The 17,188-nt window shown below is 63.6% G+C and carries 18 protein-coding genes and 1 pseudogene; 9 read left to right on the forward strand and 10 right to left on the reverse strand.

All coding sequences use genetic code 11. The features are described from left to right. The 8 genes from ACKOED_RS09880 to ACKOED_RS09915 all read right to left on the reverse strand — a co-directional run. Window positions 1-249 (reverse strand): transposase (locus tag ACKOED_RS09880; protein WP_408915138.1); only part of this gene is annotated, 249 nt, incomplete at its 3' end. Between the two features lie 330 nt (window positions 250-579). Next, window positions 580-2,007, reverse strand: coding sequence for an ABC transporter ATP-binding protein (locus ACKOED_RS09885; protein ID WP_408916423.1), 1,428 nt, complete (start codon window positions 2,005-2,007; stop codon window positions 580-582). Then, window positions 2,000-2,827: an ABC transporter permease gene (locus tag ACKOED_RS09890; RefSeq protein WP_408916424.1), complete on the reverse strand. Its 828-nt coding sequence runs from the start codon at window positions 2,825-2,827 to the stop codon at window positions 2,000-2,002. Before ACKOED_RS09890 ends, ACKOED_RS09885 begins: the two co-directional genes overlap by 8 nt. After that, entirely contained in the window at window positions 2,824-3,777 is a 954-nt protein-coding gene (locus ACKOED_RS09895; RefSeq protein ID WP_408916425.1) for an ABC transporter permease, read from the reverse strand. Before ACKOED_RS09895 ends, ACKOED_RS09890 begins: the two co-directional genes overlap by 4 nt. Continuing rightward, complete coding sequence (locus ACKOED_RS09900; protein WP_408916426.1) at window positions 3,774-4,643, reverse strand: DMT family transporter; 870 nt, start codon at window positions 4,641-4,643, stop codon at window positions 3,774-3,776. Before ACKOED_RS09900 ends, ACKOED_RS09895 begins: the two co-directional genes overlap by 4 nt. A 64-nt stretch (window positions 4,644-4,707) precedes the next feature. Further along, on the reverse strand, window positions 4,708-6,255 hold the full coding sequence (locus ACKOED_RS09905; protein ID WP_408916427.1) for an ABC transporter substrate-binding protein: 1,548 nt from the start codon (window positions 6,253-6,255) through the stop codon (window positions 4,708-4,710). A 30-nt stretch (window positions 6,256-6,285) separates the two neighbouring features. Next, window positions 6,286-6,723, reverse strand: coding sequence for a DUF1636 family protein (locus tag ACKOED_RS09910; RefSeq protein ID WP_408916428.1), 438 nt, complete (start codon window positions 6,721-6,723; stop codon window positions 6,286-6,288). Beyond that, complete coding sequence (locus ACKOED_RS09915; protein WP_408916429.1) at window positions 6,720-7,943, reverse strand: GTP-binding protein; 1,224 nt, start codon at window positions 7,941-7,943, stop codon at window positions 6,720-6,722. Before ACKOED_RS09915 ends, ACKOED_RS09910 begins: the two co-directional genes overlap by 4 nt. A gap of 80 nt (window positions 7,944-8,023) precedes the next feature. On the opposite strand from ACKOED_RS09915, the gene ACKOED_RS09920 reads away from it, so the two are divergent. After that, window positions 8,024-8,533 (forward strand): Fur family transcriptional regulator, encoded by a 510-nt coding sequence (locus ACKOED_RS09920; protein WP_408916430.1) that lies wholly within the window; start codon window positions 8,024-8,026, stop codon window positions 8,531-8,533. 15 nt (window positions 8,534-8,548) lie between these two features. On the opposite strand, the gene ACKOED_RS09925 is transcribed toward ACKOED_RS09920, so the two are convergent. After that, complete coding sequence (locus ACKOED_RS09925; RefSeq protein WP_408916431.1) at window positions 8,549-9,265, reverse strand: inner membrane-spanning protein YciB; 717 nt, start codon at window positions 9,263-9,265, stop codon at window positions 8,549-8,551. A gap of 198 nt (window positions 9,266-9,463) precedes the next feature. Here ACKOED_RS09925 and ACKOED_RS09930 point away from each other — a divergent pair, with 198 nt between their 5' ends. The 8 genes from ACKOED_RS09930 to ACKOED_RS09965 all read left to right on the forward strand — a co-directional run bounded on the left by ACKOED_RS09930 (window position 9,464) and on the right by ACKOED_RS09965 (window position 17,051). Beyond that, window positions 9,464-9,598, forward strand: a complete 135-nt coding sequence (locus ACKOED_RS09930) for a hypothetical protein (protein WP_408916432.1) — start codon at window positions 9,464-9,466, stop codon at window positions 9,596-9,598. 7 nt (window positions 9,599-9,605) lie between these two features. After that, window positions 9,606-10,595 (forward strand): ISNCY family transposase, encoded by a 990-nt coding sequence (locus tag ACKOED_RS09935; RefSeq protein WP_408916433.1) that lies wholly within the window; start codon window positions 9,606-9,608, stop codon window positions 10,593-10,595. A 396-nt stretch (window positions 10,596-10,991) separates the two neighbouring features. Then, a complete protein-coding gene (locus tag ACKOED_RS09940) occupies window positions 10,992-12,347 on the forward strand; it encodes an NAD(P)/FAD-dependent oxidoreductase (RefSeq protein ID WP_408916434.1) in 1,356 nt (451 codons plus the stop codon). Between the two features lie 157 nt (window positions 12,348-12,504). Continuing rightward, a complete protein-coding gene (locus ACKOED_RS09945) occupies window positions 12,505-13,704 on the forward strand; it encodes an FAD-binding domain-containing protein (RefSeq protein ID WP_408916435.1) in 1,200 nt (399 codons plus the stop codon). Further along, window positions 13,701-15,233 carry an FAD-binding domain-containing protein gene (locus ACKOED_RS09950; protein WP_408916436.1) on the forward strand — a complete coding sequence of 511 codons (1,533 nt, stop codon included), beginning with the start codon at window positions 13,701-13,703 and terminating at the stop codon, window positions 15,231-15,233. The genes ACKOED_RS09945 and ACKOED_RS09950 overlap by 4 nt, the downstream gene beginning before the upstream one ends. Then, on the forward strand, window positions 15,233-16,057 hold the full coding sequence (locus ACKOED_RS09955; protein WP_408916437.1) for a methyltransferase family protein: 825 nt from the start codon (window positions 15,233-15,235) through the stop codon (window positions 16,055-16,057). The genes ACKOED_RS09950 and ACKOED_RS09955 overlap by 1 nt, the downstream gene beginning before the upstream one ends. Window positions 16,058-16,070: 13 nt before the next feature. Continuing rightward, complete coding sequence (locus tag ACKOED_RS09960) at window positions 16,071-16,232, forward strand: hypothetical protein (RefSeq protein ID WP_408916438.1); 162 nt, start codon at window positions 16,071-16,073, stop codon at window positions 16,230-16,232. Between the two features lie 345 nt (window positions 16,233-16,577). Then, window positions 16,578-17,051 (forward strand): IS630 family transposase, encoded by a 474-nt coding sequence (locus ACKOED_RS09965; protein WP_408916439.1) that lies wholly within the window; start codon window positions 16,578-16,580, stop codon window positions 17,049-17,051. Between the two features lie 12 nt (window positions 17,052-17,063). Here ACKOED_RS09965 and ACKOED_RS09970 read toward each other — a convergent pair. Further along, a pseudogene (locus tag ACKOED_RS09970) lies at window positions 17,064-17,188 on the reverse strand (IS630 family transposase); the annotation flags it as partial.

The raw sequence follows: 17,188 nt of genomic DNA on the forward strand, positions 1-17,188 counted from the left end.
ATTCAACGCCTCCAGCATCGCATCCCAAATCCCGGCGACAGACCAGCGGCGGAACTGACGGTAGACGGAGCCCCACTTGCCGAACTGCTCGGGTAAATCCCGCCAAGGCGCGCCGGTCCTGGCGATCCAAAACACGCCATCAAGCACCAGTCGATGATCGCCTGGAGGTCGTCCACGCTTCGGTCCCCTCTCGATGACAAATGGCTCGAAAAACGCCCATTCCTTGTCCGACATCAACCCGCGAACCATCGCTGTTATCCGCAAAGAACAGCCTTGAATCAGAAATCACGTGATTTGTGAATCCACTTTGTCAACACCTTCGAGTCCAGCACAGTAGAAACATCCCCGCTAGAGTGCTCCGACATTTCGCAACAGGAGCGTCGTAGAATGGATTGGCTCAATAGTGCGGGAGCAGCAGTCACCGTCCTTATGGGTTGTTTTGGCCTGTTTTTCCCCGAGAAGGCCTCTGCCTTGACCGGACTGGTTGCCTCCAAGCCTGCTGCGCGGGCCGAATTCCGAGGAACGCTGGGTGTGCTCTGCCCCCAATCCTTGGATCACCTGAGGCTAGAGTTTTCGGCCTCATGCTCTCGGACCGAGTGCGAGATGATCGTCCGCGATGGCGGCGAGTAGCGCTTGGTCATGACTGATGAGGGCAAGGCCCAGCCCCTGTTGATCGACGGTTGCGCGCAGGAGCTGCATCGTCTCACGTTGAACGACCGGGTCGAGCCGCGAGGTCGGTTCATCTGCGATTATCGCAACTGGATCCAGAAGAAGGATGCGTGCCAGTGCGAGCCGCTGGGCCTCGCCACCGGAAACCTCGCTCGGGCGGCGGCTCATCAGCCGATCATTGATCCTCAGTCTTTCCAGCAGCGGCGGCAGGTCGCGAGCGACCGAGAGGCCAGATTTGACGTCTTCGAGAGCAAGGAATTGGCGCGCAAAAGTGAGGTGCGGCATGAAGGCCTTGATCGGGTCTTGATGCAGCTTTTGATAGCGCTGTCGACGAGGCCGGATGGCGGATGGAGCGGCGACGATGTCGAGTCCGCCCCATTCGACGCTGCCGGCGATCGGAGGGCGCAGGCCAAGCAGAATGTCGCCCAGCGTGCTCTTGCCGCTGCCGCTCGGCCCCGAGATCGCCAGCACGCCGCCCTTCGGCAGGTGCAGGTCGAGGTCCTCAAACAGCGTTGCCCCCTTTGGCCAGGCGAAGGAGAGACCGTGCGCGGATAGCGCAAGGCTCGTCATGTCGCAGCAGCGATAACAGCGCGGCCAATTACGCGGATCGGCGGACAGCCATGTTCGGGCGTAGTCGCTTTGGGGGGCGGACAACAGCCGTGCACTCGGGCCTTGTTCTTCGACCCGGCCATTCCTGATGATCGCCAGTTCTCCGGGAAGCTCCTCTGCGAGCCTGCAATCGTGGGTGATGACGAGCAGGCTGCGCCCAGCGGCCGAAAGGCGCTTGAGTGTGGCGATCGCCTGGGTCACGCGGTCGGCGTCCAGGCCCTTGGTCGGCTCGTCAGCGACGATGATCGGCGCGCCAACGCCCAGCGCTGAGGCCACCAGCACCCTTTGAGCCATGCCGCCGGAAAGCGTGAAAGGGTACGCCTGTGCGGTCGAGCCGGGCAGATCGAAGGCCGCGAGAGCGGGTTCGATCGCCTCCTGAGCAAGGCCTGCCAGCGCCATCTGCCGCTTTACGCGCATGGTTGGGTCGAGCGCGGCGGACGGCTCCTGCGGGATCAACATGATCTGATCGCGCCACAGAGCGGCACGACGTTTCGGTTCGCTCGCAGGAATTGGCCCGTGGACGCTGACCTTGATGTCTCCCGAGACGGACAGTCCGGACGGCAGGAGGCCGAACGCGGCCTGCGCGATCAGACTTTTGCCGCTGCCGGTCTCGCCAATAAGCGTGAGAACGCCCCCGCGCGGTACGGACAGCGATACATCATCCACAAGCGCAACGCCGTTCCTGTCATGGATGGAAAGATGGGAGATCGTCAGCGCGGCTTCAGTCATTGCCACCTCCCATTGTGTCCACAGCAAACGCGCGGCCCGCCAAAGTCAGCGCCAGCACTGACACGAAGATCATCATACAGGGAGCGGCCATCTGGACGAAGCCCTCGGCGAGGAAGGGCAGGAGTTCATTGATCATCGCGCCCCATTCGGGCGTGGGCGGCTTCAGACCAAGCCCGAGGAAGCCGAGCGCGGAGATCGACATGATGGCCTGCCCGACGCCGAGTGTGGCGAGAGGCATCACTGCGCGCAGCACGGGTGGCAAGACATGACGGATGAGGATGGTGCGCTCGGAAAACCCAGCGAGGCGCGCAGCCTCGACATGGCCTTCTCGGAGCACGCTTGTGGCCACGGCTTCGGCCATGCGGGCGTACTGCGGCCAAAGTGCTAGTTTTAACCCGATAAGCATCGGCCAGATGCCGCCACCGAGGAAACCGGCGAAGAGAAGCGCCAGGAGCAGGCCGGGAAAGGCCAGCATCAGATCGGCCAGACGCATGATCAGGGCACGGGCGATGATTCCGCTGTTGGCAGCCATAAGCCCAAGCGCGACGCCTACGCTCGCCGCCAATGCGACGCAGAGCATGGCGAGGCCCAGAGAATGAGGCGCCCCGGCCAGCACGCGAGAGAGAATGTCGCGGCCAACATGGTCGGTGCCGAGGATGTGCACTACGCCCGGAGCCTCCATCACCCGCATCAGGTTCTGCGCATTCGGATCCTGCGGCGCTAGAAATGGCCCGGTTAGCGCAAGGCCAGTCAGCGCTACCAGCGGCCAGATGGAAGCCGGCATGCTGCGCGTGCGGGCAGGCTGAAGAACCATGCTCATGCACGCGCCTCCGCAAGCCCGCGTGGGTCGAGCCAAAGGCGCACAAGGTCGGCCATCAGACTGATGACGGCGAAGGCGAAGCCAATAATGAGCCCCGCCCCCATGATGATCGGCACATCGCGCGCGATCAGCGCCTTGACCAGCAATTCGCCGAGGCCCGGATAGTTGAACAAGGTTTCGATCACCACAAAGCCGTCGATGACGAAAGCGAACTGCAGCGCGGCATAGGTCACGACCGGGATTGTTGCGTTACGCACCCCATGGTGCCCAAAAGCTGCGACGGGGGTCAGGCCCTTCACCTGCGCGTAAGTCATAAAGAAGGCCGAGCGCACCTCCACCACCGCGTTGCGGATCACGGGAATGGAGAACGCGACGAGGGATAGCGCCAGCGTGAAGGCCGGCAGCACCATATGCACCCCAGTCCTGAAGCCGGCCGGCGGCAGCCAGCGCAGCGTCAGCGCGAACAGCGTGATGAGCCCGATGCCGACCAGGAAGCTGGGCAGCGAGGCGAGCGTCACGGCCAGCGCGTCCGTCGCCCGGTCGATGACACCACCGGGCTTAAACCCGGCAATGATGCCAAGCGGCAATGCGATAAGGTAGGAGAGCAGCCAGCCGATCAGGCCGAGCTGGAGCGTGAAAGCAGCATGATAGGCGAGTTCCTGTGTGACAGGCTTGCCCGAAAGCAGCGAGCGGCCAAGATCGCCCCGCGCGAGCTTCCCCATCCACTGGCCGTACTGGACGATCAGCGGGCGATCGAGGCCCTCCTCGCGGCGGATACGCTCGGCTGTCTCCGGTGTGACGCGTTCGTCACCGACACGGGCGGCGGCCACGCGCAGGGCGAGATCGCCCGGCAGCGCATGGACGAAGACGAAGCAGAGCGAGGCGAGCACCGCCGCTGTCGCTAGCGCCTGACCGATCCGCAGGATGATAACGCGCAGGACCACGTTCATGCCTGTACACCCTTGAGCCGCGCGCCAATCCGGTCGGCGAAGGCGACGCAGGCTGCGGCGATCACGATGAGCAGTGCGCCGATGAGGCTAAACGGCTCTGGCCAGAGTGCGAAAATCAGAACGTCGAACAGCAGCGCCCAGATCGTCGCTGTGTATTCGAAGGGCGCGAGCGTCGATACCGGCGCACAGGCGACAGCTTCAGTCATGGCGATATGCGCGAAGCCGCCGAAAAGGCCGGAGGCGATGAACGCAAAAAGCGCGGTGCGGCCAACGTCGGCCCAGCCGAACGGCATTGTCGCAAGCCCGCAGGCCGCGCAGACTACTGCGAAATAGAAGGCGATGGCGGCTGGCGCTTCAGTCGCGGTCAGTCGTTTGATCTCGGTCTTGGCGAGCGCGGTGGTTGCAGCGCAGGCGAGCCCAGCGCCCACACCGATCAGCGTGCCAACCGCGAGTTCCGGCCCCACCATTGCCGGCCAGAGCATCAGCCCGACGCCGAGGAAGCCGAGAAGCGTCGCAGCCACCACAACGATCCCAGGCCGCTCGCCGAGCAGCGTCACCGCGATTGGTACCACGATCAGCGGCGCGAGGAAGGAGAGCGCCGTCGCCAGCGCCAACGGCAGATGGGCGATCGACAGGAACGAGAAGAACATCGCCGCGCAGCCATAGAGGCTGCGCTTGATGTGCCCGAGCGGCCGGTCGGTCTTGAGCCCGTAGCGCAGTTGGCCGCGCAAGGCGAGATAGCCGAGTATCGGCACAAGTGCGACCCCGCTGCGCCAGAACACGATCTGGCCGACCGGAGCCTCGACGGAGGCGATCCGCACCGACAGGCTCATCAGCGAGAAGAACAACGTCGCCAGAAGACGCAATCCGATGGCTGCGCCTACTGAGCCCGGTGATGCCGCAGATGCGTCCAAGTCCCGCCCGTCCCCGTTAGTTCAAGCTGACCTGGTGCAGCATGTAACGCATCTCGAACGGGTCTATGACGAGGCCCCTGACGCGCCGATTGACCGCGACCGTGTGCTCGAACCACGAGACGGCGGCGACGGGGACCTCATCTTGGATGATCTTCAGGATTTCCCGGCGCAGGACGGATTTGCGTGCGTCGTCGAAGCTCTGAACATACTCGTCGGTGAGCGCCTTGACGCGATCGCGACCCGACCAATTCAGCGTGCCCCAAGTCGAGCGCTCACGAGTGAAGTCCGGGATAATGGTAGCGATCACCTCCGGTACGTTGACATAGGTGCGCGCGAACATGGTCATCTGCATCGTGCCGGCCTGGATCGCGGCGGGGATCGCCGCCGACGGGCCCGGCTCGACAGCGAGCTCCATGCCGATAGCTTTCAGCTGCGCCTGCATCGCCGTGCCCATCACGGTCAGCTCCGGGCGGTTCGTGATCGTGAGCATCGTTGCCGCGAGACGCACACCATCCCTGGCGCGCACGCCATCCGCGCCGCGCACCCAGCCTGCCTCGTCAAGCAGCGCGTTTGCGCCGGCCACGTCGAAAGGATAGGGCGGGAGCGTTGCGTCATGCCAGGCCGGCACGGCCGGAGGCAGAAGCTGTGTCGCTGCCGATCCAGGATGGCGCAGAACAGCCGAGGCGATCCCCTTGCGATCGATGGCCATGTTGATGGCGCGGCGTACGCGGACATCAGCGAACTGCGGCAGGCCGGAATTGAACGCCATAACCCTGACGCGGGGAGTGGTGAGGCTTTCGACCTTCATCTGGCCACCGGAATCGATGCGTGGCGTCGCGGCCGGCACCGTCGTGAAGATGATGTCCTGATCGCCGGCGATGGCCACGTTGGTCCGCGTGTCGCCATTGGGTATGGCGGTGTAGCGGACGCGCTCGACCTTCGGCTTCTCTCCCCAGTAGCGGTCGAAGCGCTCCAACTCGATCACGGTTTTCCCGTCAATGGAGGTAATGCGGAATGGGCCGGTGGCGATCACACGGGACACCTTGCCATCCGCTCCCCATGAGGTGGGCGCGAGTATGACCGCGGCGTGGTCGACGAGCACCGCCGGGAGGTGGCTGAAGGGCGTCTTAGTCTTCAGTGTAAACGTGTCACCCTCGACGGTCAGCTGATCGACCGGGATCTGCTGCATGCTCTCGCCCGCGAGTGAGCGCCTGAGGCTCGCCGTCACTGCTTCCGCCGTCACCGGCGATCCATCATGGAAGACAACGCCAGCGCGGACCTTGAACCGCCACGTGAGTTTATCTTCGCTCACCGTCCAGCTTTCGGCGATGCCACCAATGAGCTTGCCGTCCGGCTCGACCATCACAAGCGTTTCGGCGATCTGCATGCGAGCCATGATGTAGCCGGTGTCGGTCGGCTCGTTCGATGTCCAGTCCCAGGGCGAGGCGACGCGCAGGACGCCGGCGTCCTGCGCGGAGGTCTGCGAAGGCAGGGCCGCGGCAGCCGCGGCGGACGCCGCCAGTGCGAGCGCGGAACGGCGCGTGTGGGCAAGTGTGACGGTCATGAGAGTCCTCGGATCAGTGGGCGATAGTGGTCAGGTGGCGTGGACAGCTGCGAGCCGGCGCTCTACCTGCCGCGCGCCACATGCTAGGCGTGGCAGTCGGCCCAGAATGCCGGCCTGCAAGGCCTCGGGCCGTTCGATGCGCTCCATGAAGCCATCGGGCTTCGCGCCATAGAGGAGGAAGGCGTCGATGATGGCGGGCGCGTCGTGCGCCGGGTCCAAATCGCCGAATAGATAAGTGAAATTCTCCGGATGCGAGAACGCTATGACGCAGGGCCGCTTGCACTGGCTCATGCGGCGGACATCGCGGAGCACCTCCAGATCGATGCCCCGCCGTGCCGCTTTCGTCTCGATCGCATCGGCGAGGTCAGCGCCGGGGCGACGCGCTTCTGCGTCTCCACGCCAGCCCTCGGGCTTGCAGCGGAAGCAGACGGAGAGGCAGGCGTCTTTGGCGGGATCCTTCACGCTCATGCCGCCTGCTGCTCCCAGTTCGGGAAGGGATCAAGCAGGTGCTTCCACGCGTCGGGCGTAAAGCGGTCGACCATGCCCGTGAGCGCCGCATCCAGTTCGGCACGGATGGCGGCTTCGTCCATTTGGTCGGCAAGTCCGATGAAGACGATCTCCTGCCTGCGGTCGCCAAACGTATTGTCGAAGTATGGCTCCATGCTCGCGCGCCACTCGGCGCTGTCGGGCCAGCGCTCGCGTGGCACGGCGGACCAACAGAGGCCGCGTTTTGAAGTGCGCACCAGCGCGCCGGCCTGGGCGAGTTCGCCCACGAAGTTTGGCCGCGTCGCCAGCCAGAAGAAGCCCTTGGCGCGGATGACACCCGGCCAAGGCTTGTTGACGAAGGCGTTGAAGGCCATCGGCGCGAAGGGGCGGCGGGCGCGGTAGACGAAGGACCGGATCCCGTACTCCTCGGTTTCCGGCATGTGGTCCATGAAGCCATTCAACTCCTTGAACCAGAGCGGATGCGTCTGCGCGCGTTCGAAATCAGACAGACCTGTGTCGAGCACCGCGCCCGGCGGCACGCGTCCATAGTCCGCCTCGATAATGCGCGCCTCGCTGTTAAGCGCCGCGATGATCCTGCGGGCGAGATCAAGCTGTTCGCGCGTCGCCGTACCCGCCTTATTGAGGACCACGACATCGGCGAATTCGATCTGCTCGACGAGGAGATCAACGAGTGCGCGGTCATCTCCGTCACCCGCCGTCTTTGCGCGATCGCGCAGGAAATCCTGGCTCGAATAGTCCTTCAACAGGTTCACCGCGTCGACCACCGTGACCATCGTGTCGAGCCGGGCGACATCCGAGAGGGACTGGCCGTCCTCGTCGCGGAAGTCGAAGGTGGTCGCCACCGGCAAGGGCTCGGCGATGCCTGTAGATTCGATCACAAGGTAGTCGAAGCGCTTGTCCTCGGCGAGCCGGCGCACTTCCTTAAGGAGATCGTCGCGCAAGGTGCAGCAGATGCAGCCGTTGGACATCTCGACTACCTTCTCGTCGGTGCGCGAGAGGGCGCCATCCTGCTTCACAAGCTCGGCGTCGATGTTCACCTCGCTCATGTCATTGACGATCACAGCGACCTTCATGCCCTCACGGTTGTTCAGGACATGGTTGAGCGGCGTGGTCTTGCCGGCGCCGAGGAAGCCTGAGAGCACAGTCACCGGTAGACAATTGTCCGATTGGGTCTTGGCCATGATCCCCCGAGGGTGTAATACTTTAGTACGAAGGGGTGTAATATCATTACACTATCGCGACGGTCAAGGAGGTCTCGGCCATGGCCGGCGAAAAGGCACATCACGAGCGATGCGGGGGGCATGGCCATGCGCACACAGCCCACTCCGACGTGGCAGCCATGATTGACCGCGCCCGCGCGTTCGCTGCGGCACGGAAACTTCCGTTCACCGAGATGCGCGCGCGTGTTCTGACAGTGCTGGCCCAAGAGGAAAAGCCGCTCACCGCTTATGAGCTCGTTGACCGCCTGAGCGTACCGAAGATAGTCCAGGCAGTTCAGGTCTACCGCGCGCTCGATTTTCTGCAGGAGGCCGGCTGCGTGCACCGGCTCGCATCAAAGGCGTCGTACTTCGCATGCGATCACGAACATCACCCCGGCGAGGCCGTGGTGTTCATGGTCTGCAGCCACTGCGGCACCGTGCAGGAAGCGCCGTCGGATCTGGTGGCCCAAGGGCTACAGGGTGCCGCCGAGCATGCAGGCTTCAAGCCTGCTCATCCCATCGTAGAGCTGGAAGGCGAGTGTGCGCGGTGCTCGGAAACGAAGGCGGCATAATGCGCAGGAATTCAGTCAGTTTTCCCTGATTGCGCACGAACCAGAGCAGAATGCCCGCATCCAGTTTCCTATCCTCCGCCACCTTTCGCACCCGGGGTCAAAGCGAATGTCCGTGAAAGGCAAGATTCCGGAACGGTACTCGGCCTCCTGTGGTGAGACTAGGGGATTCCTCCCAGGTTCGCAGCAGGCGGCAACCGAGGCTGGTTCGTTCCAGTACTGTCGCGCCACCCCGTGGGTTAGCAGGAAGAACAGGCCGATCCATGCGAAATCCGACAGGCCATTGTAAATGGCCCACGTGTGATCTGAAAAGTTCCGCCACACCAATTCGTTTGTGGCTCCTCTCGCTATCGACAAGGAAATCCACGCCAGATGCAGGACCCGCCATCCCTGGTCGGTCAAGTGGATCGAGTAACCAAGCGTTCGCTGCAGAAGACTGGGCCTGAGTAGCATTCCGACCGCGACGATTGCAGCCAACGCCAGCGAACCGACGGTGTTGCTGACCTTCACAAAAAACGTGTTATCGAAAAACAGGCCTGCGGCCAGGAGGAAAAGGGTCAGGCCGAATATCGACATGGCCATCAGCGATAGGCGTCGGTCCCATTTCCACCGCAGTGCAATCGCGGCTGCTGTCGCGACCGCCCCCAACCCCGCGCCCGCAAATATGCCACCCATGGCATTTCCAACCAGAAATGCTGGGCCGGGGAACAACTCCAGAGACAATCGCTTGTCCATACCATATCCTGTCGGACGTCCCGAAAAGCTGACTGTACGTAGAGCCGCACATGGCGGCAACAAGGAGCTTATCGGTTGTCGGTAGCACACGATATGACCGGTTTAAGTAGCACACGATCTGTCCGCTAGGCTGGCCCTTTTTGGGGGGTCAGCATGAGCCGGACGGAGGCCCGAAGGGTTGTGCGAATGATGAAGTTCATGAGCGTTTTTGGCCGTTACGAGGCCTCGGAGCTCAGTCAGATGGAGGCGGCGGAGTTGCTGGGCAAGAGCGAGCGGACGTTCCGGCGCGGGTCGGTTCGTTTTGAGGAGGAAGGCGAGGCCCGGGCTGTTTGACCGCCGGGTGGGCAAGCGCTCCGGCAAGCGGGTTCCGGCTGACCGGTGCGAGGAGGTGGCGACGCTGTACCGTAACCGCTATCAGGGCTTCACGGCTAGGCACTTCCACGAGCATCTGGTGAAGGACCACCGGTTCAACTGGGGCTACACGTGGACCAAGGCCTTCCTGCGGTCGCGCGGTTTGCTGGCCCGGGCGCCGCGCCGTGGCGCGCACCGCCGCAGGCGCGAGCGGCGGCCGCTTGCCGGCATGATGCTGCACCAGGACGGCTCGCGTCACGCCTGGCTCGAAGGGCTGCCGGCGCTCGACCTGATCGTCACCATGGACGACGCGACATCGGCGGTGTTCTCGGCCTTTCTGACCGAAGAGGAAGGCACCGCCTCGACCTTCCGGGGGCTTTCGGAAACCTTCGGCGAGCACGGCCTGCCGCTCAGCCTTTATACCGACCGGGGCTCGCACGACTTCCACACGCCGGAAGCGGGTGCTGAGGCCAGCCGGACCCGGCTCACCCAGGTGGGCCGGGCGCTCGAGCGCCGGGGGATCGAGCATATCGCCGCCTATTCGCCCGAGGCGCGGGGCCGCTCGGAACGCCTGTTCCAGACCCTCCAGGACCGGCTGCCGAAGGAGTTCAGGCTGACGGGCGTGGCCACCATGGAGGCCGCCAACCGGTTCCTGAAGGAGGTCTATCTCCCCGCCCACAACGCCCGTTTCGCCGTCCCGGCGCAGGAGCCAGGGTCGGCCTTCGTGCCCACCGCCAGGGCCGATCTCGCCGAAATTCTCTGCGTCCAGGAAGACCGCCAGGTTGGCAACGACAACTGCGTCTCGTTCAACCGGCTCAAGCTGCAAATTCCAGAAAGCCCGATGAGGGCGCATTTCGTGAAGGCCAGGGTCAAGGTGCGCCAGTATCCGGACGGCAGCCATGCCATCTTCCACGGGCCGCTCTGCCTCGGGCGCTACGACCAGGCGGGAGCGCCAACCGAACCCAGACATGCGGCTTAAATCCGCTCAGCCGCAAGACCTGTGGAAATGTGGACAAGGCTCCGCCTTGCCCACAGTCCCACAGGAGAACAAAAGACAAGGAGCGGACATTTGATGTGATACCAAAACCGGACAAGTCAATTAGCTATCGACATCTGTCCTGTCGGAATGCTGTCCGGCTCCTGCTTCACTGGTAACCGAAAGGCTTCCAGCCGTGTGGGCTGGGCCAATACGGAGAAGGCGTTAATTGCGGGATTTGGTTTCGCTTGGCCAGTGGTATCGACGAATGATATGACCGTCAAGCGACGAAGCGCAACCTCTGGGTTTGTGCAAAGACTTGATCTCTGGTCTATTTGCGCTCTCGCCGCATTTCGCGGCGGTGGGGCAATTGACTTGGGTCGGAGACGGGAGCTCGGAATGCTCGATAAGACGAATACGGATGGGGTCATGGCTTCCGAGCGGGTCGTAGCCAAGAAACTAAAGACGCAGATCGTGGTGGTTGGCGGCGGCGCGGGCGGGCTCGAGCTCGTCCGCAAGCTTGGCGCCCATTATGGGCGCGAGGATTTCGACATCATCCTCGTTGAACGCAACCACACCCACATTTGGAAGCCGCTCCTGCACGAGGTTGCGGCGGGCTCTCTCGATGCCAACCTTGACGAGGTTGGCTACCGCGGCCATGGCCATCGGTGGGGTTACCGGTTCTTTCTCGGCAGTATGGAGTCCATCGATCGCGAGGCACGGCAGGTTGTCATCGCGCCCATACTTGACGACGACGGATCGGAACTCATCGGACGTCACCGGATCCGTTACGACTGGCTGGTGCTTGCCATCGGCGCTGTCTCCAACGATTTCGGGACGCCCGGGGTACGCCAGCATTGCCTGTTTCTCGACACCCGCCGGGAGGCGGACCGGTTCCGCCAGAAGTTGCTCGATCATTGCCTGCGGGTTTCACGCGCTGAAGGAGCTGATGCAAGGGTCGAGATTGCGATTGTGGGCGGCGGCGCGACTGGTGTCGAACTCGCGGCCGAACTCTTCAATGCGGCAGCAGCTCTGAGGCACTATGGTCTCGAAGTATTTGACGAGAGCCGTTTGCACGTGACGCTCGTCGAGGCGGGACCACGCATTTTGCCCGCCTTGCCTGAGAAGCTTGCGGACGCCGCGAAGGGCGAGCTCGAGAACCTTGGCGTTCGGGTTCTGGTCAATACCAAGGTTGTTGAAGTGCGTGCCGGTGAAGTCGTCACCAATGCCGGCATTATTCCTGCTGATCTGAAAATATGGGCTGCAGGCGTGCGTGGTCCAGACGTTCTGAAGGACATCGGTGGCCTTGAAACAACCAGGTCAAACCAGCTGGTGGTCGGCCCCACGCTTCAGACCAGCCGCGACGAGCGGATCCTCGCGATCGGTGATTGCGCCTTCTTTGTCGCCTCGGGCGAGACCAGGCCAATCCCGCCGAGAGCGCAAGCCGCACATCAAATGGCTGCCACGGCATTCACCAATATCAAGGCGCTGGTGGCCGGGAAACCAAACCTCACACCCTTTGTATACCGGGATAAGGGATCGCTTGTGTCGCTCTCGCGCTTTTCCACCGTCGGCAGCCTGATGGGTAACCTGGTCGGCGGCCGCATGGCCATCGAAGGCCGCCTCGCGCGCATCATGTACATCTCGCTCTACCGCATGCATCTCATCGCGATTCATGGCTGGCTGCATGGGCTGGCGCTTGTTGCCATCGGCCACGTGAACCAAGTCATCCGCCCAAGGCTGAAGTTGCATTAGACAGCTGCGCTGTAGCATCGCCTGACTTGGTCACGTTGTGACCCTTGGGCAAAGCGCGCCCGCCGGGAATGTCACTGACCCCTTCCCAGACTATTATACATCCGACCTGCGTTGCCGCGCGTAAATGCTGCAACTGGTCTGCTTGCAGGTGAATTTCTTGAAGCCAAATCGACTGTTTGCCGCGACGCGAGGTGCTGCCCTGGAGCGCCTTCGTGCCTTCGCTCCGCGCGCCGGCCGGGCCTATGCCGAGGGGCGGAACACCGATCCTGGGGCGGAGCAGCCCGGGGCCGTGTCGAAACTCTCGCCCTATCTGCGTTACCGCCTGGTGACCGAGCGGGAGGTGGTTGCGGAGGTTCTGGCATCGCATGAGTTCGATGAGGCTGGGAAGTTCATCCAGGAGGTGCTCTGGCGCAGCTACTGGAAGGGCTGGCTCGAGATGCGGCCCGGCGCGTGGCGGCGCTTTCTTGCGGAACGTGACGCCGACCAGGAGAGGCTTCTGGGCGCGCCTGCAATTCGGGAGGCCGAGGAAGGGCGGACGGGCATCGATTGCTTCGACAATTGGGCGCAGGAACTCGTCCAGACCGGTTATCTCCACAATCATGCGCGGATGTGGTTTGCATCAATCTGGATCTTCACGCTGCGCCTGCCATGGACCCTGGGAGCCGATTTCTTCCTCCGTCACCTGATCGATGCCGACCCTGCCAGCAACACGCTGTCGTGGCGCTGGGTGGCGGGGTTGCAGACACCTGGCAAGATCTATCTTGCCACGCCAGACAACATTGCGCGCTACACCAATGGCCGTTTTTCCCCCAGGGGTCTTGCGGTATCCGCGAGTGCCCTTGTGGAAGCTCCCTTGGAGAAACCAGTGCCGCTTGCACCGCTCACGGCAATCGACCGCAGTCCGCCCTCGATCCTGCTGGCGACCCACGAGGACTTGCATCCGGAATCGGCGATCGGCGGTGATCCGGCGTTCCTGTCCGCGGTGGTGGCTGCGGATCCAGCTTTGCTGTGGGGCGAGGGCGCCCGGAGCTTCGTTTCCTCTGCCGCAGCAGATGCGGCCGCGCGCATCGCCGGGCATTTCCGCTGCGAGGCGCACCTTGCCGGAACGCTCGATGCGGCGGCGATCGCAGCGGCGGCCTTGCGGGTTGGAGCGCGGCAGGTCGTAACGCTGCACGCGCCCACAGGGCCCGTGGCGGACGCACTCGCGCGCCTTGAACCGGAACTCGCCCGCCAGGACATCCGCCTCGCCATCCTTCGCCGCAGCTGGGATGATGCATGCTGGCCGCATGCGCGGAAGGGCTTCTTTGCCTTCAAGGAGCATATTCCGCAAATCCTTGGCGAGGAATTGCACGCATGACGGCATGTCTTCAGGTCGTCTGGTTCAAGAAGGACTTGCGCGTGGCCGACCACCGGCCGCTGTCGCTGGCGGCCGCACGGGGACCGGTGCTGCCGCTCTATATCGCGGAGCCGGGCTATTGGGCGGAACCCGATGCATCTGGGCGGCAATGGGACTTCGCGGCTGAAAGCCTCGCCGAGCTTCGCACCGCGCTTGCTGCGTTGGGTCAGCCGCTTTGCATCATGGTGGGCGACGCCGCCTCCATCCTCGCGCGGCTGCACGAGGCGCATGGCATCGCGGCGCTATGGAGCCATCAGGAGACGGGCAATGGCTGGACCTTCGCGCGCGACCGCGCCGTTGCGGCCTGGGCGCGGCAGGCGGGCATCGCCTGGCACGAATTCCGCCCCTTCGGCGTCGTCCGGCGCCTGCGCTCGCGCGATGGCTGGGCGCAGGCATGGGACCGGGAGATGGCAGCGCCACAGGCGCCCGCACCCGCCGCGCTGACGCCCCTCGGCAGGCACTGGCCAAGCCGGATCCCCACGGCTGCCGATCTCGGGCTTGCTTCTGATCCCTGTCCGCAGCGCCAGCGTGGGGGACGGGTGGCGGGGCTTGCTGCACTCGCCAGCTTTCTGAGCCTGCGTGGGCGGGACTACCGCTTCGAAATGTCGAGCCCGCGCACCGCATTCCGTTCCTGCTCGCGGCTTTCGCCGCATCTCACCTGGGGCACGCTTTCCATGCGTGAGGTGGCACAGGCGAGCCAGGCACGGCTGGCGGCCATCACTGACGAGGCACCGGACGCGCGGAACTGGCGCGCCTCGCTCATCTCCTTCATGGGGCGCCAGCACTGGCACTGCCACTTCATGCAGAAGCTGGAGGATGAGCCGCGCCTTGAGTTCGAGAACCTCCATCCTGCCTATGATGGGTTGCGGCAGGATATGCCGGAGCCGCATCGCCTCGAGGCGTGGAGCAGGGGTGAGACGGGTTTTCCCTTCATCGATGCCTGCATGCGCGCCCTGGACCAGCACGGCTGGATCAATTTTCGCATGCGCGCGATGCTGATGTCCTTTGCCAGCTACCACCTGTGGCTGCCATGGCGGGAGAGCGGGCTTCACCTCGCACGAAAGTTCGTTGACTATGAGCCGGGCATTCACTGGCCGCAGGTGCAGATGCAGTCGGGAACGACCGGCATCAACACGATCCGCATCTACAACCCCGTGAAGCAGGGCCTGGATAAGGACCCCGAGGGCCGTTTCATCCGCAGCTATGTGCCAGAACTCGCGGCGGTGCCGGATGCCTTCATTCATGAGCCATGGCGTTGGGAGGGTGCGGCGTCTCTCTCCTATCCACCACCCATCGTCGACAATGCCGCAGCTGCGCGGGCCGCGCGGGAGACACTCCACGGCCTTCGCAAGGCGGGCAGCCATTCCGGGGTGGCACAGTCCATCGCGGCGCGCCATGGCAGCCGGCGGGCTGGCATTCCGATGCGGGGACGGCCGCGCGGCGTGCCGGTCAAACGCGATGACGCAAACCAGCTGAAGCTCGACCTGTGATGCGGGGCGTAACCATCCGGAGGCTGCTGGCTGACGAGCGGATGGCGAGGCTCCTCCGCCTGCTGGGCGGCGCGATGCGCCCGCCGCCGGGCGCGCCGCGCATTGCACTCGCCTTGAGCATGGGCATTCTCTGCCATCTGCTGTTCGCGGCAGCCGTGCTGGCGATGATCCTCGCCATGTTCTTCGGGATGAGCGAGAGCCTGGGCCGCGTGCCCTGGCCTTGGGCCCTGATTGCCAATGCCGCGCTCATCCTGCAGTTTCCGCTTGGCCATTCCCTGCTGCTGACGGGTCCCGGAGGACGGCTGCTCCGCCGCCTGCTGCCCGGCCCCCATGGCGCGACGCTGGCGACGACCACCTATGCCCTGATCGCATCGATGCAATTGCTTGCGCTGTTCGCGCTCTGGACGCCGTCCGGCGTGGTGTGGTGGCGGGCCGAGGGTACGATATTCTGGTGCATCACCTCGGCCTACGGGTTCAGCTGGTTTTTCCTCCTCAAGGCGAGCTTCGATGCGGGTGCTGAGGTGCAGTCAGGGGCACTGGGCTGGATGTCGCTCATGGCCAAGGTCCGCCCGGTGTTTCCGGAGATGCCGGTCAAGGGCCTGTTCCGCATCATTCGTCAGCCGATCTATCTGGCATTCGCGCTGACGCTGTGGACGGTGCCGGTGTGGACGCCGGACCAGCTGGTACTTGCCCTGTGCTATACCAGCTATTGCGTGCTGGCGCCGCGCCTCAAGGAAGGGCGTTTCGCCAGGCGCTATGGCGAGCACTTCGCGCATTACCGTGCTGCCGTGCCTTATATGCTGCCACGCCGCCGCCGGAACTGAAGGAGAAGAAAAAATGGCCGAACTCGCACTCACCCAGCGCCTGGATGCGCTCCGTCTCGAGGTTGAGTCGATGCTAAAGGCGCCGAAGCAGCCGCCCAAGGTGAGCGCCGCGCTGACCGAAATCCTGCAATTGCTGGGCGAGGCAGCAGACACGGCCGAGGAGGCAAAGCTGTGACCGGAAGGAGCGACGCAGTCTATGTGCCGCTCACCGTTTTAAAGAGCGCGTGGCTTTCGATTAGAGCGCTTTATTTTTTGATTGAATCGGATAGTGATTCCCAGACTGGTTGAGAACTGATTCAATCTGGCTACTTTGTTGGAGGTCAGCTTGTATGACCAAGCCATATCCGATGGGAGACGCGCCTGCGGGCGGTAGGGTTCGTTGAGGCGGGCCAAAGCCGCAACGCGGTCTCGCCGATGGCCTTGCCCGGCGCGGCCTGACGGTCGATCCGGTTACGGTCTGGAAGTTTCTGGGGCGCGAGGGACGGCGCTTCAAGAAAACGCTTCATGGGGCTGAGCAGACATGGCCCCGATCCGCAGCTGGGGCCGGAAGGGCATGCGTCTCACCGCCCATGTTCCGCACGGCCACTTGAAGACGCTGACCATCCTCGCGGCTCTTCGCAAGGATGCCATCACCGCTCCTTGCGTGCTTGACGGCCCGATAGATGGCGAGAGCTTCCTGCGCTACGTCGAGCAGTTGCTCGTGGCGGCCTTGAAGCCCAGGGACGTCGTCGTCATGGACAATCTTGGCAGCCACAAGGGCGAGGCCGTCAGAGCAGCCAGCAGGGCCAGAGGCGCAAGGCTGCTTTTGCCGCCACCCTACAGTCCGGACCTTAACCCGATCGAACAGGTCTTCGCCAAACTCAAGCACCCGCTGAGAAAAGCCAAGGAACGAACCATCGAAGCAACCTGCGAACGCATCGGCGTAATCCTTCAAGACTCAAATCCACAAGAATGCTCAAGTTACTTCAGAAATACTGGATGGGGTGACGTCTAGAGCGGAATCCCATCAGTCTGCATCATATCCTGCTGCGGCGAAGTAGTTTCGGCATTCCTGAGGCTTGAAGACTGGCAGCATGTCACCAATGGCGGTCCAGAGGCCTTCGACGGTGCGCTGTGCCGCCTTGCGCAATA

Origin of the sequence: Aestuariivirga sp. (assembly GCF_046093005.1) — a bacterium.
In the GTDB taxonomy this organism is placed as follows: domain Bacteria; phylum Pseudomonadota; class Alphaproteobacteria; order Rhizobiales; family Aestuariivirgaceae; genus Aestuariivirga.